The sequence below is a fragment of the Streptomyces sp. NBC_01497 genome (assembly GCF_036250695.1).
Classification (GTDB): domain Bacteria; phylum Actinomycetota; class Actinomycetes; order Streptomycetales; family Streptomycetaceae; genus Streptomyces.
The window spans coordinates 4,781,083-4,796,442 of the sequence record NZ_CP109427.1 but is presented as its reverse complement, the minus strand read 5'-3'; the positions used below and the strand labels follow the sequence as shown (position 1 = coordinate 4,796,442).

The following is a 15,360-nucleotide window of genomic DNA, read 5'->3' as shown; positions in this document are numbered from 1 at the left end:
GGCCTCCGGGGAAACGGACAATGTACGCCCTCCTGCCCCCTTTCCCTGAAGGGTTCGGCGTTTGCCCCGGAGGGACCGGCCGCGTCGGATCCGGGACCGGCGGCGTCGGGTCAGTACGACTTGGGCAGACCCAGCGACTGGTGCGAGACGTAGTTCAGGATCATCTCCCTGCTCACCGGCGCGATCCGGGCCACGCGTGACGCTGTGATCAGCTGCCCGAGCCCGTACTCGCGGGTGAGGCCGTTGCCGCCGAGGGTCTGGACCGCCTGGTCGACGGCCTTGACGCACGCCTCGCCCGCCGCGTACTTCGCCATGTTGGCTGCCTCGCCCGCCGCGACGTCATCGCCCGCGTCGTACAGCCGGGCCGCCTTCTGCATCATCAACCGGGCGAGTTCGAGTTCGATGTGCGCCTGGGCCAGGGGGTGCGCGAGGGCCTGGTGCGCACCGATGGGGGTGCCCCACACCGTGCGTTCCTTCGCGTAGGCGACGGCCTTGCCCAGTGCGTACCTGCCCATGCCGATCGCGAAGGCGGCCGTCATGACGCGTTCCGGGTTGAGTCCGGCGAACAGCTGGAGCAGCCCCGCGTCCTCGTCCCCGACGAGCGCGTCGGCGGGCAGCCGCACGTCGTCGAGCAGCAGCTCGAACTGCTTCTCCACCGCCCGCAGTTCCATCTCGATGGGGGTCCGCCGGAACCCCTCCGCGTCGCGCGGGACGATGAACAGGCACGGCTTCAGCTTCCCCGTGCGCGCGTCCTGGGTACGGCCGACGATCAGCGTCGCGTCCGCGATGTCGACGCCCGAGACGAACACCTTGCGGCCGGTCAGGATCCAGCCGCCGTCCTCGGCCCTGCGCGCGGTGGTGGTGATGCGGTGCGAGTTGGAGCCCGCGTCCGGCTCGGTGATGCCGAACGCCATGGTGAGCGTGCCGTCGGCGAGCCCCGGCAGCCACCGCCGCTTCTGCTCCTTCGAACCGAACCGGGCGATCACGGTGCCGCAGATCGCGGGCGACACGATCAGCAGCAGGAGCGGGCAGCCCTGGGCACCCAACTCCTCAAGGACTATGGACAGTTCCTCGACGCCCCGGCCTCCGCCGCCGTGCTCCTGGGGCAGGTTCACACCGAGGTAGCCGAGCTTGCCCGCCTCGGACCAGAGCGCTTCCCGGTCGTAGCCCGCGCCGTGCCGGGCGCCGAGCCGGGCGACGGCGGCCCGCAGGTCGCGTTGTTCCGTCGTCTCGATGACGGTGCTCGCCGTGCCGTTCCCGCCGCTCATGGCGTCTCCTCCGGTTCGCTTCCCTGGCCTCGTGGTGCCGCGTCGTGTGCTGTGGGGTGCGGTGCTGTGCCCTGCGTGCGGTGCTGTGCGGGGGCGGCGCCCGCCTCGTCCGGCGTCTTCGGCGCCCGGGGCGTGATGACGGCGAGGAGCGCCCCCATCTCGACCTGCCGGCCCGGCACCGCGTGCAGCGCCGCGACCGTCCCGGCGGCCGGAGCGGTGACGCGGTGCTCCATCTTCATGGCCTCCAGCCACACCAGCGGCGTACCCGCCTCCACCGAGACGCCCTCCGCCAGGCCGTCGGCGACCCGCACGACGGTGCCCGGCATCGGCGCGAGCAGGGAGCCCGCCTCGGTGGGCCCGCCCGGGTCGGTGAAGCGCGGCAGCGCCCGCAGGCGGTACGAGCCGAGGCCCGCGCTGTCGACATACACCGCGTGCTCGCCGGTGCCGGAATCGCTCCCGGCGCCCCGGGGGCCACCACGGCCGACGCCGGTGCCGGTGCCGTCGGCCGGGTAGCTCGCGACGTCGAAGTGCCGTACCAGGCCGTCGACTTCGAGACTCACCCGGGCGGGAGACACCGCGACGACCCGGATGCCACCGCCCTCGCTCTCCCCGCCCGGCCCGGAATCGACTGCGTACCCGTCGCGGCCCGTGCGGTAGCGCACCTCCAACGGCACGCCGCCGCCCGCCCCGGAGGGCCAGGACACCTCGTACGTCTTGCTCTGCGGGCGTGAGGGCACATTGCGCCAGCCGCCGATCCGCGCCGGCACCCCGGCTCCCGCACCCGGTGCCGCCCTGCGGGCCGCCGCGTCCGCGAGGGCCGCGGCGAGGGCCGCGCAGCGGGCGCCCGGCCCGGCCGGCGGAGCGGTGAGTCCGGCGAGGTTGCGGTCGTAGAAACCGGTGTCGAGCCGGTCCGCGCCGGTGAAGTCCGGATGCGAGAGCGAGCCCACGAGCAGGTCCCGGTTGGTGGCCGGCCCGTGCAACCGGGCCCGCCGCAACGCCTGTGCGAGAGCCCGGATCGCCGCGGCGCGGGTGGGCGCCCGGGCGACGACCTTCGCCAGCAGCGCGTCGTAGTGCACACCGACGGTGTCACCCGCCGCGTACCCGGCGTCGACCCGTACCCGCGTCCCGGGGGCCGCCCCCGCCCCGGCCGGTCCTGCCAGGACGTCCAGGGCCTCGATCCGCCCCGTCCCGGGCGCCCAGCCGCGCGCCGGGTCCTCCGCGTACAGCCGCGCCTCGACCGCGTGACCCGACGGCGACGGCGCTTCGGGCGGCAGCGCGGCGCCCTCCGCCACCGCGAGCTGCCAGGCCACCAGGTCCGTCCCGAACACCTCCTCCGTGACCGGGTGTTCCACCTGGAGGCGGGTGTTCATCTCCAGGAAGTACGGCCGCCCGTCCGGTGCGAGAAGGAACTCCACGGTCCCCGCACCCCGGTAGCCGACCGCGCGCGCCGCGGCCACGGACGCCTCGTACAGCGCCCCGGTCAGCTCCGGCGTGAGGCCCGGTGCCGGCGCCTCCTCGATCACCTTCTGATGGCGCCGCTGGAGCGAGCAGTCCCGGGTGCCGAGCGTCCACACCGTGCCGTGCGCGTCGGCGAGCACCTGCACCTCGACATGCCGGCCGCGCTCCACGTACGGCTCGACGAAGACCTCGCCGTCCCCGAACGCCGCCTGCGCCTCGGCCCGGGCCGCCGCCAGTTCGCCGGGCAGCACACCGAGGTCCCGGACGATCCGCATGCCGCGCCCGCCGCCCCCGGCCGCGGCCTTGACCAGCAGCGGGAGATCGGCGGCGCTCGCCCGCGCCGGATCGACAGGGGCGAGCAGCGGCACCCCGGCGGCGGCCATCAGCTTCTTCGCACGCGTCTTGGACGCCATCTCCTCGACGGCCGAGGGCGGCGGCCCGATCCAGCACAGCCCCGCGTCCTCGACGGCACGGGCGAACGCGGCGCTCTCGGACAGGAATCCGTAGCCCGGGTGGACGGCGTCGGCACCCGCCGAAAGGGCCGCGCGCACGATCGCGGCGCCCCGCAGGTACGTGTCGGCGGACGCCGTGCCCGGCAGCCGTACGGCGCAGTCCGCGTCGCGTACGTGCAGGGCCCCCGCGTCGGCGTCGGAGTACACGGCGACGGTCGCGATGCCGAGCGCACGGCAGGTGCGGAACACGCGGCACGCGATCTCGCCGCGGTTGGCCACCAGAACGGATGTGATCATCGCCGGACCTCTCGCCCTCTTCCACCACTGACTTCTCCCCCGGCTTCGCCGCCCGCGGGCGGATCGCCGGCGCCCGTGGGCCCGCCGCCCACCGAAGCACTGCGCGCGCTCACATCCGGAACACACCGAACCCGCCCCGCACCCCCCGCACCGGCGCGTTGTGCACCGCCGACAGGCACAGACCGAGCACGGTCCTCGTGTCGCGCGGGTCGATGACACCGTCGTCGTACAGCCGCCCCGACAGGAACACCGGCAGCGACTCGGCCTCGATCTGCGCCTCGACGGCGGCCCGCAGCGCCGCGTCGCCCTCCTCGTCGTACGCCTGGCCGCGGGCCTGCGCGGCGGCGCGGGCGACGATCGAGAGCACACCCGCGAGCTGCTGGGGGCCCATCACGGCGGACTTGGCGCTCGGCCAGGAGAACAGGAAGCGCGGGTCGTAGGCCCGCCCGCACATGCCGTAGTGCCCGGCGCCGTAGGAGGCGCCGAGGAGCACGGACAGGTGCGGGACCGTCGAGTTGGCGACGGCGTTGATCATCATGGCGCCGTGCTTGATGATGCCGCCCTGCTCGTACTCCGTGCCGACCATGTAGCCGGTGGTGTTGTGCAGGAACACCAGGGGGATGTCGCGCTGGTTCGCCAACTGGATGAACTGGGCCGCCTTCTGCGACTCGGCGGAGAACAGCACCCCCTGCGCGTTGGCGAGGACGCCGACCGGATAGCCGTGCAGTTCGGCCCAGCCGGTCACCAGGCTCGGCCCGTAGAGCGGCTTGAACTCGTCGAAGACCGAACCGTCCACGATCCGCACCACGACCTCCCGCGGATCGAAGGGCGTGCGCAGGTCGGCGGGGACGATGTCGAGCAGTTCCTCCGCGTCGTACGCGGGCGGCGCGGCAGGACCCGGATCGCCGCCCGGCTTACGGTGGTTGAAGCGCGCGACGATCCGCCGCGCCTGCCGCAGCGCGTCCTGCTCGTCCTCGGCGAAGTGGTCCGCGAGCCCGGACGTGCGGGCGTGCATGGCGGCGCCGCCGAGGGATTCGTCATCGCTCTCCTCGCCGGTCGCCATCTTCACGAGCGGCGGCCCGCCCAGGAACACCTTGGACCTCTCGCGGATCATGACGGTGTGGTCGGACGTGCCGGGCACGTACGCGCCGCCCGCGGTGGAGTTGCCGAACACGACGGCCACCGTGGGGATTCCGGCGGCGGACAGCCGGGTCAGGTCGCGGAACAGCGCGCCGCCCGGGACGAAGATCTCCTTCTGCGACGGGAGATCGGCACCGCCCGACTCGACCAGGCTGATCAGCGGGAGCCGGTTGGTGTACGCGATCTCGCCCGCCCGCAGGGCCTTCTTCAGTGTCCACGGGTTGGACGCGCCGCCACGCACGGTCGGGTCGTTGGCGCTGATCACGCATTCGACGCCGGACACGACGCCGATGCCGGTCACCAGGGAGGCGCCCACCGGATAGTCGCTGCCCCACGCGGCGAGCGGGGAGAGTTCGAGGAACGGAGTGTCCGGGTCGAGCAGCAGCTCGACGCGTTCGCGGGCGAGGAGCTTGCCCCGGCGGCGGTGGCGCTCGACATAGCGCTCGCCGCCGCCCGCCAGTGCCTTGCCGTGCTCGGCGGCCAGTTCGGCAAGCTTGTCGAGCATGGCGCCGCGGGGCGGGACGGGGGGTGCCGGCGGCTCGTGGGGGGTCGTGCCCGGGGGGTCGGTCTCGGTGGTCACAGCAGCACCTCCGGTATGTCCGTGTGGCGCGAACGCAGCCACTCCCCCAGGGCCTTGGCCTGCGGATCGAAGCGCGCGGCCGAGGCGGCGCCCTCGCCGAGGAGTCCGTGGAGGGTGAAGTTCAGGGCGCGCAGGCCGGGCAGGACATGCCGCTCGACGCGCAGGCCTGCCGTCTCCGGCAGGAGAGTGCGCAGCGCCTCGGTGGTCAGCGTGTGGGCGAGCCACCGCCACGCCTCGTCGTCGCGCGCCCACACCCCCAGATTGGCGTCGCCGCCCTTGTCGCCGCTGCGCGCGCCGACGACCCGGCCGAGCGGGGCCCGGCGCGTGGGACCGGCGGGCGGTGGAGAGGGCAACGCCGGCGCCGCGACGTCCGCGAGCTCCAGGAAGTCCACCGGCTCCGGCACTCGTACGCGCTCGCCGTCCGGCAGTACCGCGAGATGGCGCACCGTCCCGCGGGCCACGCCCACCGCCTCGAACACCCCGTACGGCGACCCCTTCCCCGGCGGGGCGGTGACATGGAACCCGGGGTACGAGGCGAGCGCCAGCTCGACGGCGGCCCCCGTGACGGCGCGGCCCACGGCCTCGGGGTCGCTGTCGCGCACGACGAGCCGCAGCAGCGCGCTCGCGGCCTCCTCGGTGTCCGCGTCCTGGTGGTCTGTACGGGCCAGCTCCCAGCGGACGCCAGCCGGACGGCGCCCGGCGAGGGCGTCCTCCACCTGCCCGCGTACGAGCGCGGCCTTGGCGTCGACGTCGAGGCCCGTGAGGACGAACACCACCTCGTTGCGCCAGCCGCCGATCCGGGTCAGTCCGGCCTTGAGCGTGGGCGGTGGCGGCTCTCCGCGGGTCCCGCTGACGGCGACCCGGTCGGGTCCCTGGCCGCGCAGCCGTACGGTGTCGAGCCGCGCGGTCACATCGGGTCCCGCGTACCGGGCGCCGGCGGTCTCGTAGAGGAGTTGAGCGGTGACCGTCCCCACGTCGACGACACCGCCGGTGCCCGGGTGCTTGGTGATCACGGCGGATCCGTCGGCGCTGATCTCGGCGAGCGGGAAGCCGGGCCGCCGCACGTCGTGGTCCGCGAAGAACGCGTAGTTGCCGCCGGTGACCTGGGCGCCGCACTCCAGGAGGTGCCCGGCGACGACGGCGCCCGCGAAGGCGTCGAGATCACCGGGATCCGTCACGTCCCAGCCGAAGTGCGCGGCGGCCGGACCGGTGACGAGGGCGGCGTCCGTGACGCGGCCGGTGACGACGATGTCCGCGCCCGCGCGCAGACAGGCGGTGATCCCCGCGCCACCGAGGTAGGCGTGGGCGGTCAGTGTCCCTTCGTGACCGGCGAGTTCGTCGCCCTCCACATGTGCCACGCGCGCCGGAACGCCGAGCCGGTCCGCCAACTTCCGCACGGCGTCCGCCAGTCCGGCCGGATGGAGACCGCCGGCGTTGGTGACGATGCGGACGCCTTTGTCGTGGGCGAGGCCGAGAGTGTCCTCCAACTGCCGCAAGAACGTGCGCGCGTAGCCGGCCGAGGGGTCCTTCAGGCGGTCCCGGCCGAGGATCAGCATGGTCAGCTCGGCGAGGTAGTCACCGGTCAGGACGTCGAGTTCGCCGCCGGTGAGCATGGATCTGAGGGCGTCGAACCGGTCGCCGTAGAAGCCGGATGCGTTGCCGACGCGGAGGACGGGCGCGGTCGCTGGCATGGGGGCTCCCTTCCCCCGGGAGCATGGCAGTGACACTGGCGCGAAACAAGCATGCGTGCTTGTTTGCCTCCGGCCGACCGGTCGTCGACGGTCCTCGACGGCTGCCGGCAACGGGACGCGGCACTGCGGACGTTGCCGGGGAGGCCGCCGAGGAGGCCACCGGGGAGAGTGGCTGAGCGGGAGCGGCCCCGCCGGCCAACCGTCCCCTCAGCCCGCCCGAGCAGGAGTGGCCCCGCCGGCCAACCGTCCCCTCAGCCCGCCCGAGCGGGAGTGACCCCACCGGTCAACCGTCCCGTCAGCCCGCCCGAGCGGGAGTGACCCCGTCGGTCAACCGTCCCCTCAGCCCACCTGAGCGGGAGTGACCCCGTCGGTCCAGTTGCCCTCAAGGACCGTCTCCCGCTCGCCGACGACCGTGACGGCGTCCAGTCGCTCCACGTCCGCCCCGGTGAGGGTGACCTCGGCGGCCAGCGCGTTCTGTTCGAGGTAGGCCGCGCGCCGGGTGCCCGGGATGGGCACGACGTCGGGGGCCTTCGCGAGCAGCCAGGCCAGCGAGACCTGGCCGGGGGTGGCGCCATGGGCGGCGGCGATGTCCCGGACGACCTCCAAGGTGGCGAGGTTGGCGTCGAGGGCGCCTTCGGCGTAGCGGGGCATGCCGCGCCGGTAGTCGTTCGCCGGCAGGTCGTCGCGCGAGGCGATGGTGCCGGTCAGCGCACCCCGGCCCAGCGGGCTGAACGGGACGACGCTGATGCCCAGTTCGCGGCAGAGCGGGAAGATCTCCGCCTCGATCTCCCGCGACCACAGCGACCACTCGGTCTGCAGGGCCGTGATCGGGTGGACGGCGTGCGCCCTGCGAATGGTGTCGGGCGCGGCCTCGGACAGGCCGAGGAAACGCACCTTGCCCTCCTTCACCAGCTCCGCCATCGCGCCGACGGTCTCCTCGATCGGCACGGCGGGGTCGACGCGGTGCAGGTAGTACAGATCCACGTGGTCCGTGCCGAGCAGGGACAGCGAGCGCTCGATCCGCTCACGCGCGTAGGCGGGTGTGCCGTTCAGCACGGCGGGGCGCCCCTCCGTGGGTCCTGCGACGATGCCGAACTTGGTCGCGAGCACGATCCGTTCGCGGCGGCCGCCGATCGCCCGGCCGACGATGCTCTCGCTGTCGCCGTAGCGGTCGGCGGTGTCGACGAGGGTGACGCCGAGCTCCAGCGCCCGGTCGATCAGCCCCTCGGGGGTGTCCTTCGTGTCGGACGGCTTCTGCCCGTACGGCATCGCGTAGCTCATGGCGCCGAAGCCGACGGCTCCCACGTCGACGTGGCCGCCGAGAGTGCGGGTGGGGATGGTCATCACGTGCCTTTCACCGGGCGGGGTAGGTCGGGGGACGGAAAGTCCTCGACTGAGGACAACGTTAGTCCTCAGTCGAGGACATCGCAAACACCCCCGGGCCGGGACCCGTATCCTGGCCTCTGTGAGCAGCGAACGGGCCAGTGAACGGACCACTGAAGCGACCAGCGCCGACCGATCGGCTCCGGCCTCGGATCCGGGTGCGGGAGCCCTTCCGGGCCCGGCGTCCGCTTCAGGTCCGGGATCCGCTCCGGGCCCGGCGTCCGATCCGGGCCCGCGCAGGCGGCGCGACGCCGCTGCCACCCGGGAGGCCGTCCTGCGCGCCGGCATCGAGGTGTTCACCGAGGTCGGCTACGACCGGGCGGGGATCCGCGACATCGGCGCCCGCGCCGGGGTCGACGGGCGCCTGATCGGCCGCTACTTCGGGTCCAAGGAGAAGCTGTTCGCCGAGGTCGTCGCCGTCACGTTCGAGAAGACGATGATGATGGGCCCCGGCCACAACCGCGCCGCGTCGATGACGCTGCTCGCGGGGCGGCCCGCGCCCGCCGAGGGCATGCTGCTGGCCCTGCGCTCGGCCTCCAACGAGCGCGCGGCCGCGATCATGCGCGCCCAGTTGGAGAGCGACTACGAGCGGCGGGTCGCGGACGGCCTGTCCGGCTCGGACGTGGCCGGCCGGGCCGCCCTGCTGATCGCCGTCTGCTCGGGCGTGCAGCTCATGCGGGACGTGATGGGCAGCACGGCCCTCGGCGCCGACGACCTGACCCGCCTCGCGCCGTACCTGGAGGCCGCGCTCGACGCGCTGTCGGCGACACCCGGACAGAGCCCCGCCCAGGCTTCGGGACGCAGCCCCGAGCAGGCCCACGAGTAGGGGCTTGCTCCGCGCGGGTGACCGCGCGTCCCGCCGTGCGGGGCCCGGTCACGTCACGGCGGACCCGAGCCGTTCAGCCAGAAGGCGCCGTAGAGCGCGGAGCCGAGCACGACGGTCACGGAGACCGCCGTCACGGTACGCCTGCCGCATCTCGCCAGCAGCGTCGAGAGCGGCACAAGAACCGTGAACGCGGGCATGAGCAGTCGCGGTTTGGAACCGAAATACCCGGACGTGCACAGGGCGAGCAGCAGAACGATCCCGGAGTAGACCTGCACGGGCGGCGGATACTTCTCCCTGAAGCCGAGGCAATAGGCGTAGATCAACAGACCGACGCCGAGGACGAGCGCGATCGCGGCCAGGGCCGCCGGACCGTGCAGGAGCGAGCGGACGAAGGCGGCGAAGGCGAGTCCCCCGTCGAATCCGTTGCCCCATCCGCGTTGCACGCGGAGATATCCGAAGAGGTCATTGGTTCTCGCACCGACCCACAACACGTAGGCGCAGGCGCCCAACGGCGCGATGGCGACGCCCAGGACGACATCGGCCCCGGGCCTGCTCCGACTCGCCCTGCCCATCGCCCCCGCCAGAACGGCGCAGGCGACAGCGAGTCCTATCGGGCGGGTGAGCCCCGCGCACGAGGCCAGCACCCCGGCGAGAACCCATCTCTCCTTGAGCGTGCAGTACAGCGCCCACGCGGCGAGCGCCATGAACAACGACTCGCTGTACGCCATCGACTGGACGATGCCGACCGGCAGCGCGGCCCACAGGACGACGCAGAGGAACGCGGACCGCCCACCCCCGAAGGCATGCACCGTCGCGAAGATGCCGGCCGCCGCGACCAGGGACGACACCGAGCTGACGAAGAGGCCCGCGTCGCCGTGGCCAAGGCCCGTGAGCGCCGACACCAGCCCTTCGAGCCACGGCAGGAGCGGGAAGAACGCCATGTCGGAGAGCGTCCGCCCGCCCGGCGCGCTGAGCGTGAACTCGTAGCCCTGCCCGATGACACGCTCGTACCAGAGCGAGTCCCAGCGGGCGGCGAGGAGGGTGTGCGCGCTCTTGCCGTCGGCGGCCGACCAGATCGCGAGCACCAGCACGCCGAAGGCCCTTACCGCCGCGTAGCACAGGACGCCGGCCAGCAGGCCCCTGGCGGGGAACGGCGGACGGACCGGCACCCCGGCCGGGACCACGGGCGCGCTGTCGCCCGCAGGCTCCACCCTGGGCAGCATGATCGACCGCTTTTCCCTCGACGTGCACGGCAGAGACGGCGAGGCCCCGGTCCCGGTTGCGCGTGCCGACGGAGCCTCGCCGCGGTCACCCCGTGTGTCGTCTTCCCGCCGCAGAAAGCGGAAATGGAGCCTTTCTTCCGGTCCCTCTCCGGTCCCTCTCCGGTCCCTCTCCGGTCCCTCTCCGGTTTTTCTTTCCGGTCGGTCTTTCCCGTCGAACTTTCCGCCGCCCTCTTCGAGGGTCCTTTCGATTCCTGACGGACGTTTCGACCGGCGGATTCCGTGAGGGAAAGCGAACTCCCCCTGATCATCAAAACTCCGGGAAGTCACCCCCGGAAGCCCCGCGGCGAAACAGTCTAAGCCGTCCCCGGACTCCGGCGGGATCGGCCGTGGGCCCTTGCCCCGCGGCGCCCTCCCGGCCTGTGACCCACCGGGATTCACGGACCGCCCGCCGCCGCCCGCGCACGCGACATGGCCCGGCCGGGCGGGGGTGAGGTGCGCGCCGGTCCTTCACCACCGACCGGTCCCCCTCACTTCCCTGGCCGACCCGGCGCCGAACTGCGCCCACCACGGGCGGACGCCCGGTGCTCCTCTGGACGTCGAGCCGCAGGGGCGGGGTCCGTCCGACCGCTCACGCGCGAACCGGGCGCGCTGCGGGGCGCGGGGAGTCGGTGCTCGACGAGCCGGTGGCCACCCACGGCCTGTGCGATGCGCCGTCGCTGTCGGTCCACGGCTGCACGACCAGTGCCGCCTCGACGGGACGCCCGTCCCGCGCCCGGAGCAGCACGGTCCGTGCGGCGCCCTCCTCGGCCCCCAGCAGTCCCCGACGCGTCGCCGCCGGAACCGACGCGTCCAGCAGCCCTCCGCGGGCCGTCCCACCGTCTCGTCCGCCGTGTATCCCAGAAGCTGCTGGACACCGGAGTTCCACGCCGCCACCTCCCCGCGCGGGCCCAGCATCGCCACCGCCGTGCCGGCGACTTCGCGCATCTCGACGGGCTGTCCACTCGCGGCCGCCTCATTGGACTCCATGGTCTCCCCGGATACCCCCGCTCACATATTCCTAAAAGATCACACATCATCTTTTAGAGGCGATTGCGGTGTTTATCGCCTCTCCAGAGATCGTGGGGAGAGCGCGGTCCGCGCGGAGTGAACCGGGCAGGCCCCCGCCGCCTTCCGCGCGGAGGGTGAGCCGGCGCATGGGCCCGGTCGGTGCGAGTCCACCCCCGTGGCAGGCCGGGACGCGAGGTACGGGCCGCAGGGTGAACCCGGTGGTCCTGGAGTCGCGAAGTGACGGGCGCCGACTCCCGTGCTAGTTGCCGAGCGCCTTGAACTGGGTGCGGATGGCGCCGATGCTGGCGCCGATCACCAGGGCGATCGCGACCGCGTCCACCGCCGTCACCGCCTGGTCGAGGATGAGGAACCCGGCGGTCGCCGCGATGGCCGGTTCGAGGCTCATCAGGACGGCGAAGGTGGCGGCCGGCAGGCGCCGCAGCGCGAGCAGTTCGAAGGTGTACGGCAGAACGGACGACATCACGGCGACGCCGAGGGCGAGTCCGACGGTGGACGGCGCGAGCATGGCGGGACCGCTGTCCACGATGCCGAACGGCAGCGCGAGGAGCGCGCCGAACGCCATCGCGAGGGCGAGTCCGTCCGCCTGCGGGAAGCGGCGGCCGGTACGCGCGCTGAAGAGGATGTACGTGGCCCACATGACGGCGGCCGCCAGCCCGAACGCGACCCCGACCGGGTCGAGTCCGCCGATGCCACCGCCCCCGAGCCCGCTCAGCAGGAAGACACCGGCGAGCGCACAGCCGGCCCACACGAAGTTGATGAGCCGCCGGGAGGCGATCACGGACAGCGCGAGGGGGCCCAGCACCTCCAGGGTCACGCCGGCGCCGAGGGGGATGCGGTCGACGGCCTCGTAGAAGAAGCCGTTCATGGCGGCCATGACCGTGCCGAAGACGAGGACGGTGACCCAGTCGGCACGCGAGTGAGCGCGCAGTGCGGGCCGGCAGACGACGAGCAGCACGAGAGCGGCGAGCACCAGACGCAGGGCGACGATGCCGAGCACGCCCGCGCGCGGCATCAGCGACACCGCGAGAGCACCGCCGAACTGCACGGACACACAGCCCGACAGCACCAGCCCGAGCGCGCCGTAGGACCGCTCGGGCGTGCCGCCGCCCGGACCGGAGCGGCCTCGCGACACGGTCGTGGCGGTGGCCGCCACCGGTGACGACGACGAACCCGAGCTCACCCGAACCTCCGAACGCGAACGCAGTACATTGCACTGGACAAGAAGTCCAATGTACTGCACAGGGCAACCCAGCACACATACGTGCGAACCGCGCCTCCCGGCGGGTGAACGGGGGCTGTTCCCCGACCGACCGAGCGATCAACCGAGCGATCCACCGGCCGACCGACGGACGGATCGACCGAGCGCCCGTCCGCCCACCGCCGCAGCGCCGCACGGGGCCCCTATCACCCGCAGCAGCACCGGACGCAGCACCGGAGTCCGCTTATCACATCCCGGCGCCTCCTCGTCTCATCCGACGGACACGTTTCCTCGGGGTTTGCCCGAAGGACTACGCTCCGCCCCGTGGCCGATATTCAGATTCCCGCTGACATCAAGCCCTCCGACGGCCGGTTCGGCTCGGGCCCCTCCAAGGTGCGGACGGAAGCGGTCGACGCGCTGGCCGCGACCGGCACGTCCCTTCTCGGTACGTCCCACCGCCAGGCCCCCGTCAAGAACCTCGTCGGTGAGGTCCGCGACGGCATCCGGAACCTCTTCTCGCTTCCCGACGGTTACGAGGTCGTCCTCGGCAACGGCGGCTCCACCGCCTTCTGGGACATCGCGACCCACGGGCTCATCGAGAACAAGTCCCAGCACCTGACGTTCGGCGAGTTCTCGTCCAAGTTCGCCAAGGCGTCCAAGCTCGCCCCGTGGCTGGCCGAGCCCACCGTCCTGTCCGCCGACCCGGGTTCGCACCCGGAGGCGAAGGGCGAACCGGGCGTCGACGTCTACGCCCTGACGCACAACGAGACCTCGACCGGTGTCGCGGCGCCGATCAGCCGGGTGCCCGGCGCCGACGACGGTGCGCTCGTCCTCGTGGACGCCACCTCGGGTGCCGCGGGACTGCCGGTGGACATCGCCGAGACCGACGTCTACTACTTCGCCCCGCAGAAGGCGTTCGCGTCCGACGGCGGACTGTGGATCGCGGTGTTCTCGCCGGCCGCCCTGGAGCGGGCCGCGCGGGTGCACGCGTCCGGCCGCCACGTGCCGGAGTTCTTCTCGCTGCCGACGGCGATCGACAACTCGGTGAAGAACCAGACGTACAACACCCCGGCCCTCGCGACCTTCTTCCTGCTGAACGAGCAGCTGAAGTGGATCAACGGACAGGGTGGCCTGAGCTTCTCCACCGGCCGATCGGCCGCGTCGGCGCGCGCCCTGTACGGCTGGGCCGACGCCTCCAAGCACGCGACCCCGTTCGTCACGGACCCGGCCAAGCGCTCGGCGGTCGTGGGCACCATCGACTTCTCCGACGAGATCGACGCGGCGGCCGTGGCCAAGGTGCTGCGCGCCAACGGGATCGTGGACACCGAGCCGTACCGCAAGCTCGGGCGCAACCAGCTGCGCGTGGCGATGTACCCGGCCGTCGACCCGGCGGACGTCGAGGCGCTGACCGCCTGCGTCGACTACGTCATCGAGCACCTCTGAGCACGTACCGCGCGCGCGACCGCCCGTAGGCACCCCTCGTCGCTCCTCGGCCCGTCCGGCCGCGGGAGGCGCGGGCCGCCGCACGCGGCGTCGGCATACGGCCAGGGCCCGGCCCCCGGCGGATCATCCGCCGGAGCCGGGCCCTGGCCGTACCCGGCCCCACCGCGTCAGGACGAGCGCCGTGACCGCTTCCTCGCGCCGAACACCAGCAGCACCACCAGCAGGACCACCACCGCGCCCGCCGTCACGTTGCCCTTCGACCCGGACGACGAGGACCCCTGCCCCGCACCGCCCTGGTGCGAAGCCCCCGACCCGGAACCGGCCGCGGCGCCCGAACCGGAACCCGAACCGGGCCCGGAACCCGCCCCGTTCAGGTCGACGCGCTTGACCTGGCTGTCCTTGCCCTCCGAGCCGAACATCAGGGCCTTCCCGTCCCGCGTGTACGTCACCGACTCGGCCTGCGGCTGGAACGGGGCGCTCACCGGGAAGGTCTTCCCCAAGTGCCCGTCCTTCCAGGCGTATCCGTACGCGCCGAGGTACGAGCGCAGCACCAGCTGCTTCCCGTCCGGCGAGAACGCGCCGTCCGTCACCCAGGGCACGGCGCCGATCCTGCGGAAGACGTTCGTCCCGGTCGGTGTGAGATGCGCGGGCCCCTCGTAGAGCCCGCCGCCGTCCTCGTTCTTCGAGGCGATGTAGACGCGGCCGGTCGTCGGATCGACCATGAGCGACTCGGCGTTGCGCGGCCCGTCCGCGTACTTCACCGTGAACTGCGTCGCGTCGACGCTCTGGTCGCGCAACTGCTTCGGCTCGGGGAAGCGGTAGATCCACACGTGGTCCCAGGCGCCGTTCAGGTTGTCCCCGATGTCGCCGACGTACAGGTCGCCGTCCGGGCCGATCGAGATCGCCTCGACATCGCGGGGCGCCCCGACGCCCCGCAGGGTGACCCGCGCGAGGGTCCGGCCGGTCCGGGAGTCGACGGCGTAGACGTAAGGGCCGTCACCGCTGTCGTTGTGGGTCCAGTAGATGCCGGGGTGGAGATGGCTCGCGGCGAGGCCGCTGGACTCGGTGATGCGCGGGTCCGTGATGGTGAAGCTCTGGTCGGCACCACCGTCGGCGAACGCCGGGGCGGCGCACGGCAGTACGAGCGCCGCGGCCACCAGTGCGAGGACGGCGGCGACCGCCGCGGCCCCGGCTCTGGCGGCGGCGCGGTGGGGCCGCGACGGCGGCTGCGGGCGAGGGGGACGCATCACCCCACCTTGCCATCCCGCGTCACGGGCGGGGCGATGACGGTCGCCTCCCGGCCGTCACCGGCCGCGCCCCGCCGGCATCGGGC

At 73.0% G+C, this 15,360-nt stretch carries 10 protein-coding genes; 2 read left to right on the top strand and 8 right to left on the bottom strand.

Annotated features, from left to right (window positions below):
- Positions 1-110 precede the first annotated feature (110 nt).
- From OG310_RS20250 to OG310_RS20230, 5 genes are all read right to left on the bottom strand, one after another.
- Positions 111-1,268, bottom strand: a complete 1,158-nt coding sequence (locus tag OG310_RS20250; RefSeq protein WP_329457284.1) for an acyl-CoA dehydrogenase family protein — start codon at positions 1,266-1,268, stop codon at positions 111-113.
- Positions 1,265-3,475, bottom strand: coding sequence for an ATP-binding protein (locus OG310_RS20245; protein WP_329457283.1), 2,211 nt, complete (start codon positions 3,473-3,475; stop codon positions 1,265-1,267). The genes OG310_RS20250 and OG310_RS20245 overlap by 4 nt, the downstream gene beginning before the upstream one ends.
- A 109-nt stretch (positions 3,476-3,584) precedes the next feature.
- Entirely contained in the window at positions 3,585-5,195 is a 1,611-nt protein-coding gene (locus OG310_RS20240; protein ID WP_329457282.1) for an acyl-CoA carboxylase subunit beta, read from the bottom strand.
- Positions 5,192-6,886: an acyclic terpene utilization AtuA family protein gene (locus OG310_RS20235; protein ID WP_329457281.1), complete on the bottom strand. Its 1,695-nt coding sequence runs from the start codon at positions 6,884-6,886 to the stop codon at positions 5,192-5,194. The genes OG310_RS20240 and OG310_RS20235 overlap by 4 nt, the downstream gene beginning before the upstream one ends.
- A gap of 339 nt (positions 6,887-7,225) precedes the next feature.
- Positions 7,226-8,230: an aldo/keto reductase gene (locus tag OG310_RS20230; RefSeq protein WP_329457280.1), complete on the bottom strand. Its 1,005-nt coding sequence runs from the start codon at positions 8,228-8,230 to the stop codon at positions 7,226-7,228.
- A gap of 121 nt (positions 8,231-8,351) precedes the next feature.
- Here OG310_RS20230 and OG310_RS20225 point away from each other — a divergent pair, with 121 nt between their 5' ends.
- On the top strand, positions 8,352-9,095 hold the full coding sequence (locus OG310_RS20225; RefSeq protein ID WP_329457279.1) for a TetR/AcrR family transcriptional regulator: 744 nt from the start codon (positions 8,352-8,354) through the stop codon (positions 9,093-9,095).
- A 53-nt stretch (positions 9,096-9,148) separates the two neighbouring features.
- Here OG310_RS20225 and OG310_RS20220 read toward each other — a convergent pair whose 3' ends face one another.
- The gene (locus tag OG310_RS20220; RefSeq protein ID WP_329457278.1) at positions 9,149-10,318 is read right to left on the bottom strand and encodes a hypothetical protein; all 1,170 of its coding nucleotides are present in this window, start codon (positions 10,316-10,318) and stop codon (positions 9,149-9,151) included.
- A gap of 1,306 nt (positions 10,319-11,624) precedes the next feature.
- Entirely contained in the window at positions 11,625-12,518 is an 894-nt protein-coding gene (locus tag OG310_RS20215; RefSeq protein WP_329460274.1) for an EamA family transporter, read from the bottom strand.
- Positions 12,519-12,908: 390 nt separating this feature from the next.
- On the opposite strand from OG310_RS20215, the gene serC reads away from it, so the two are divergent.
- Complete coding sequence (serC, locus tag OG310_RS20210; protein WP_329457277.1) at positions 12,909-14,027, top strand: phosphoserine transaminase; 1,119 nt, start codon at positions 12,909-12,911, stop codon at positions 14,025-14,027.
- Positions 14,028-14,194: 167 nt separating this feature from the next.
- On the opposite strand, the gene OG310_RS20205 is transcribed toward serC, so the two are convergent.
- Positions 14,195-15,274 carry a WD40 repeat domain-containing protein gene (locus tag OG310_RS20205; protein ID WP_329457276.1) on the bottom strand — a complete coding sequence of 360 codons (1,080 nt, stop codon included), beginning with the start codon at positions 15,272-15,274 and terminating at the stop codon, positions 14,195-14,197.
- Positions 15,275-15,360: the final 86 nt, after the last annotated feature.

What these genes read in the sequence shown, in the direction of transcription:
- OG310_RS20250 (WP_329457284.1), bottom strand. Translation starts at nt 1,268, where the DNA reads ATGAGCGGCGGGAACGGCACGGCGAGCACCGTCATCGAGACGACGGAA.
- OG310_RS20245 (WP_329457283.1), bottom strand. Translation starts at nt 3,475, where the DNA reads ATGATCACATCCGTTCTGGTGGCCAACCGCGGCGAGATCGCGTGCCGC.
- OG310_RS20235 (WP_329457281.1), bottom strand. Translation starts at nt 6,886, where the DNA reads ATGCCAGCGACCGCGCCCGTCCTCCGCGTCGGCAACGCATCCGGCTTC.
- OG310_RS20230 (WP_329457280.1), bottom strand. Translation starts at nt 8,230, where the DNA reads ATGACCATCCCCACCCGCACTCTCGGCGGCCACGTCGACGTGGGAGCC.
- OG310_RS20220 (WP_329457278.1), bottom strand. Translation starts at nt 10,318, where the DNA reads ATGCTGCCCAGGGTGGAGCCTGCGGGCGACAGCGCGCCCGTGGTCCCG.
- OG310_RS20205 (WP_329457276.1), bottom strand. Translation starts at nt 15,274, where the DNA reads ATGCGTCCCCCTCGCCCGCAGCCGCCGTCGCGGCCCCACCGCGCCGCC.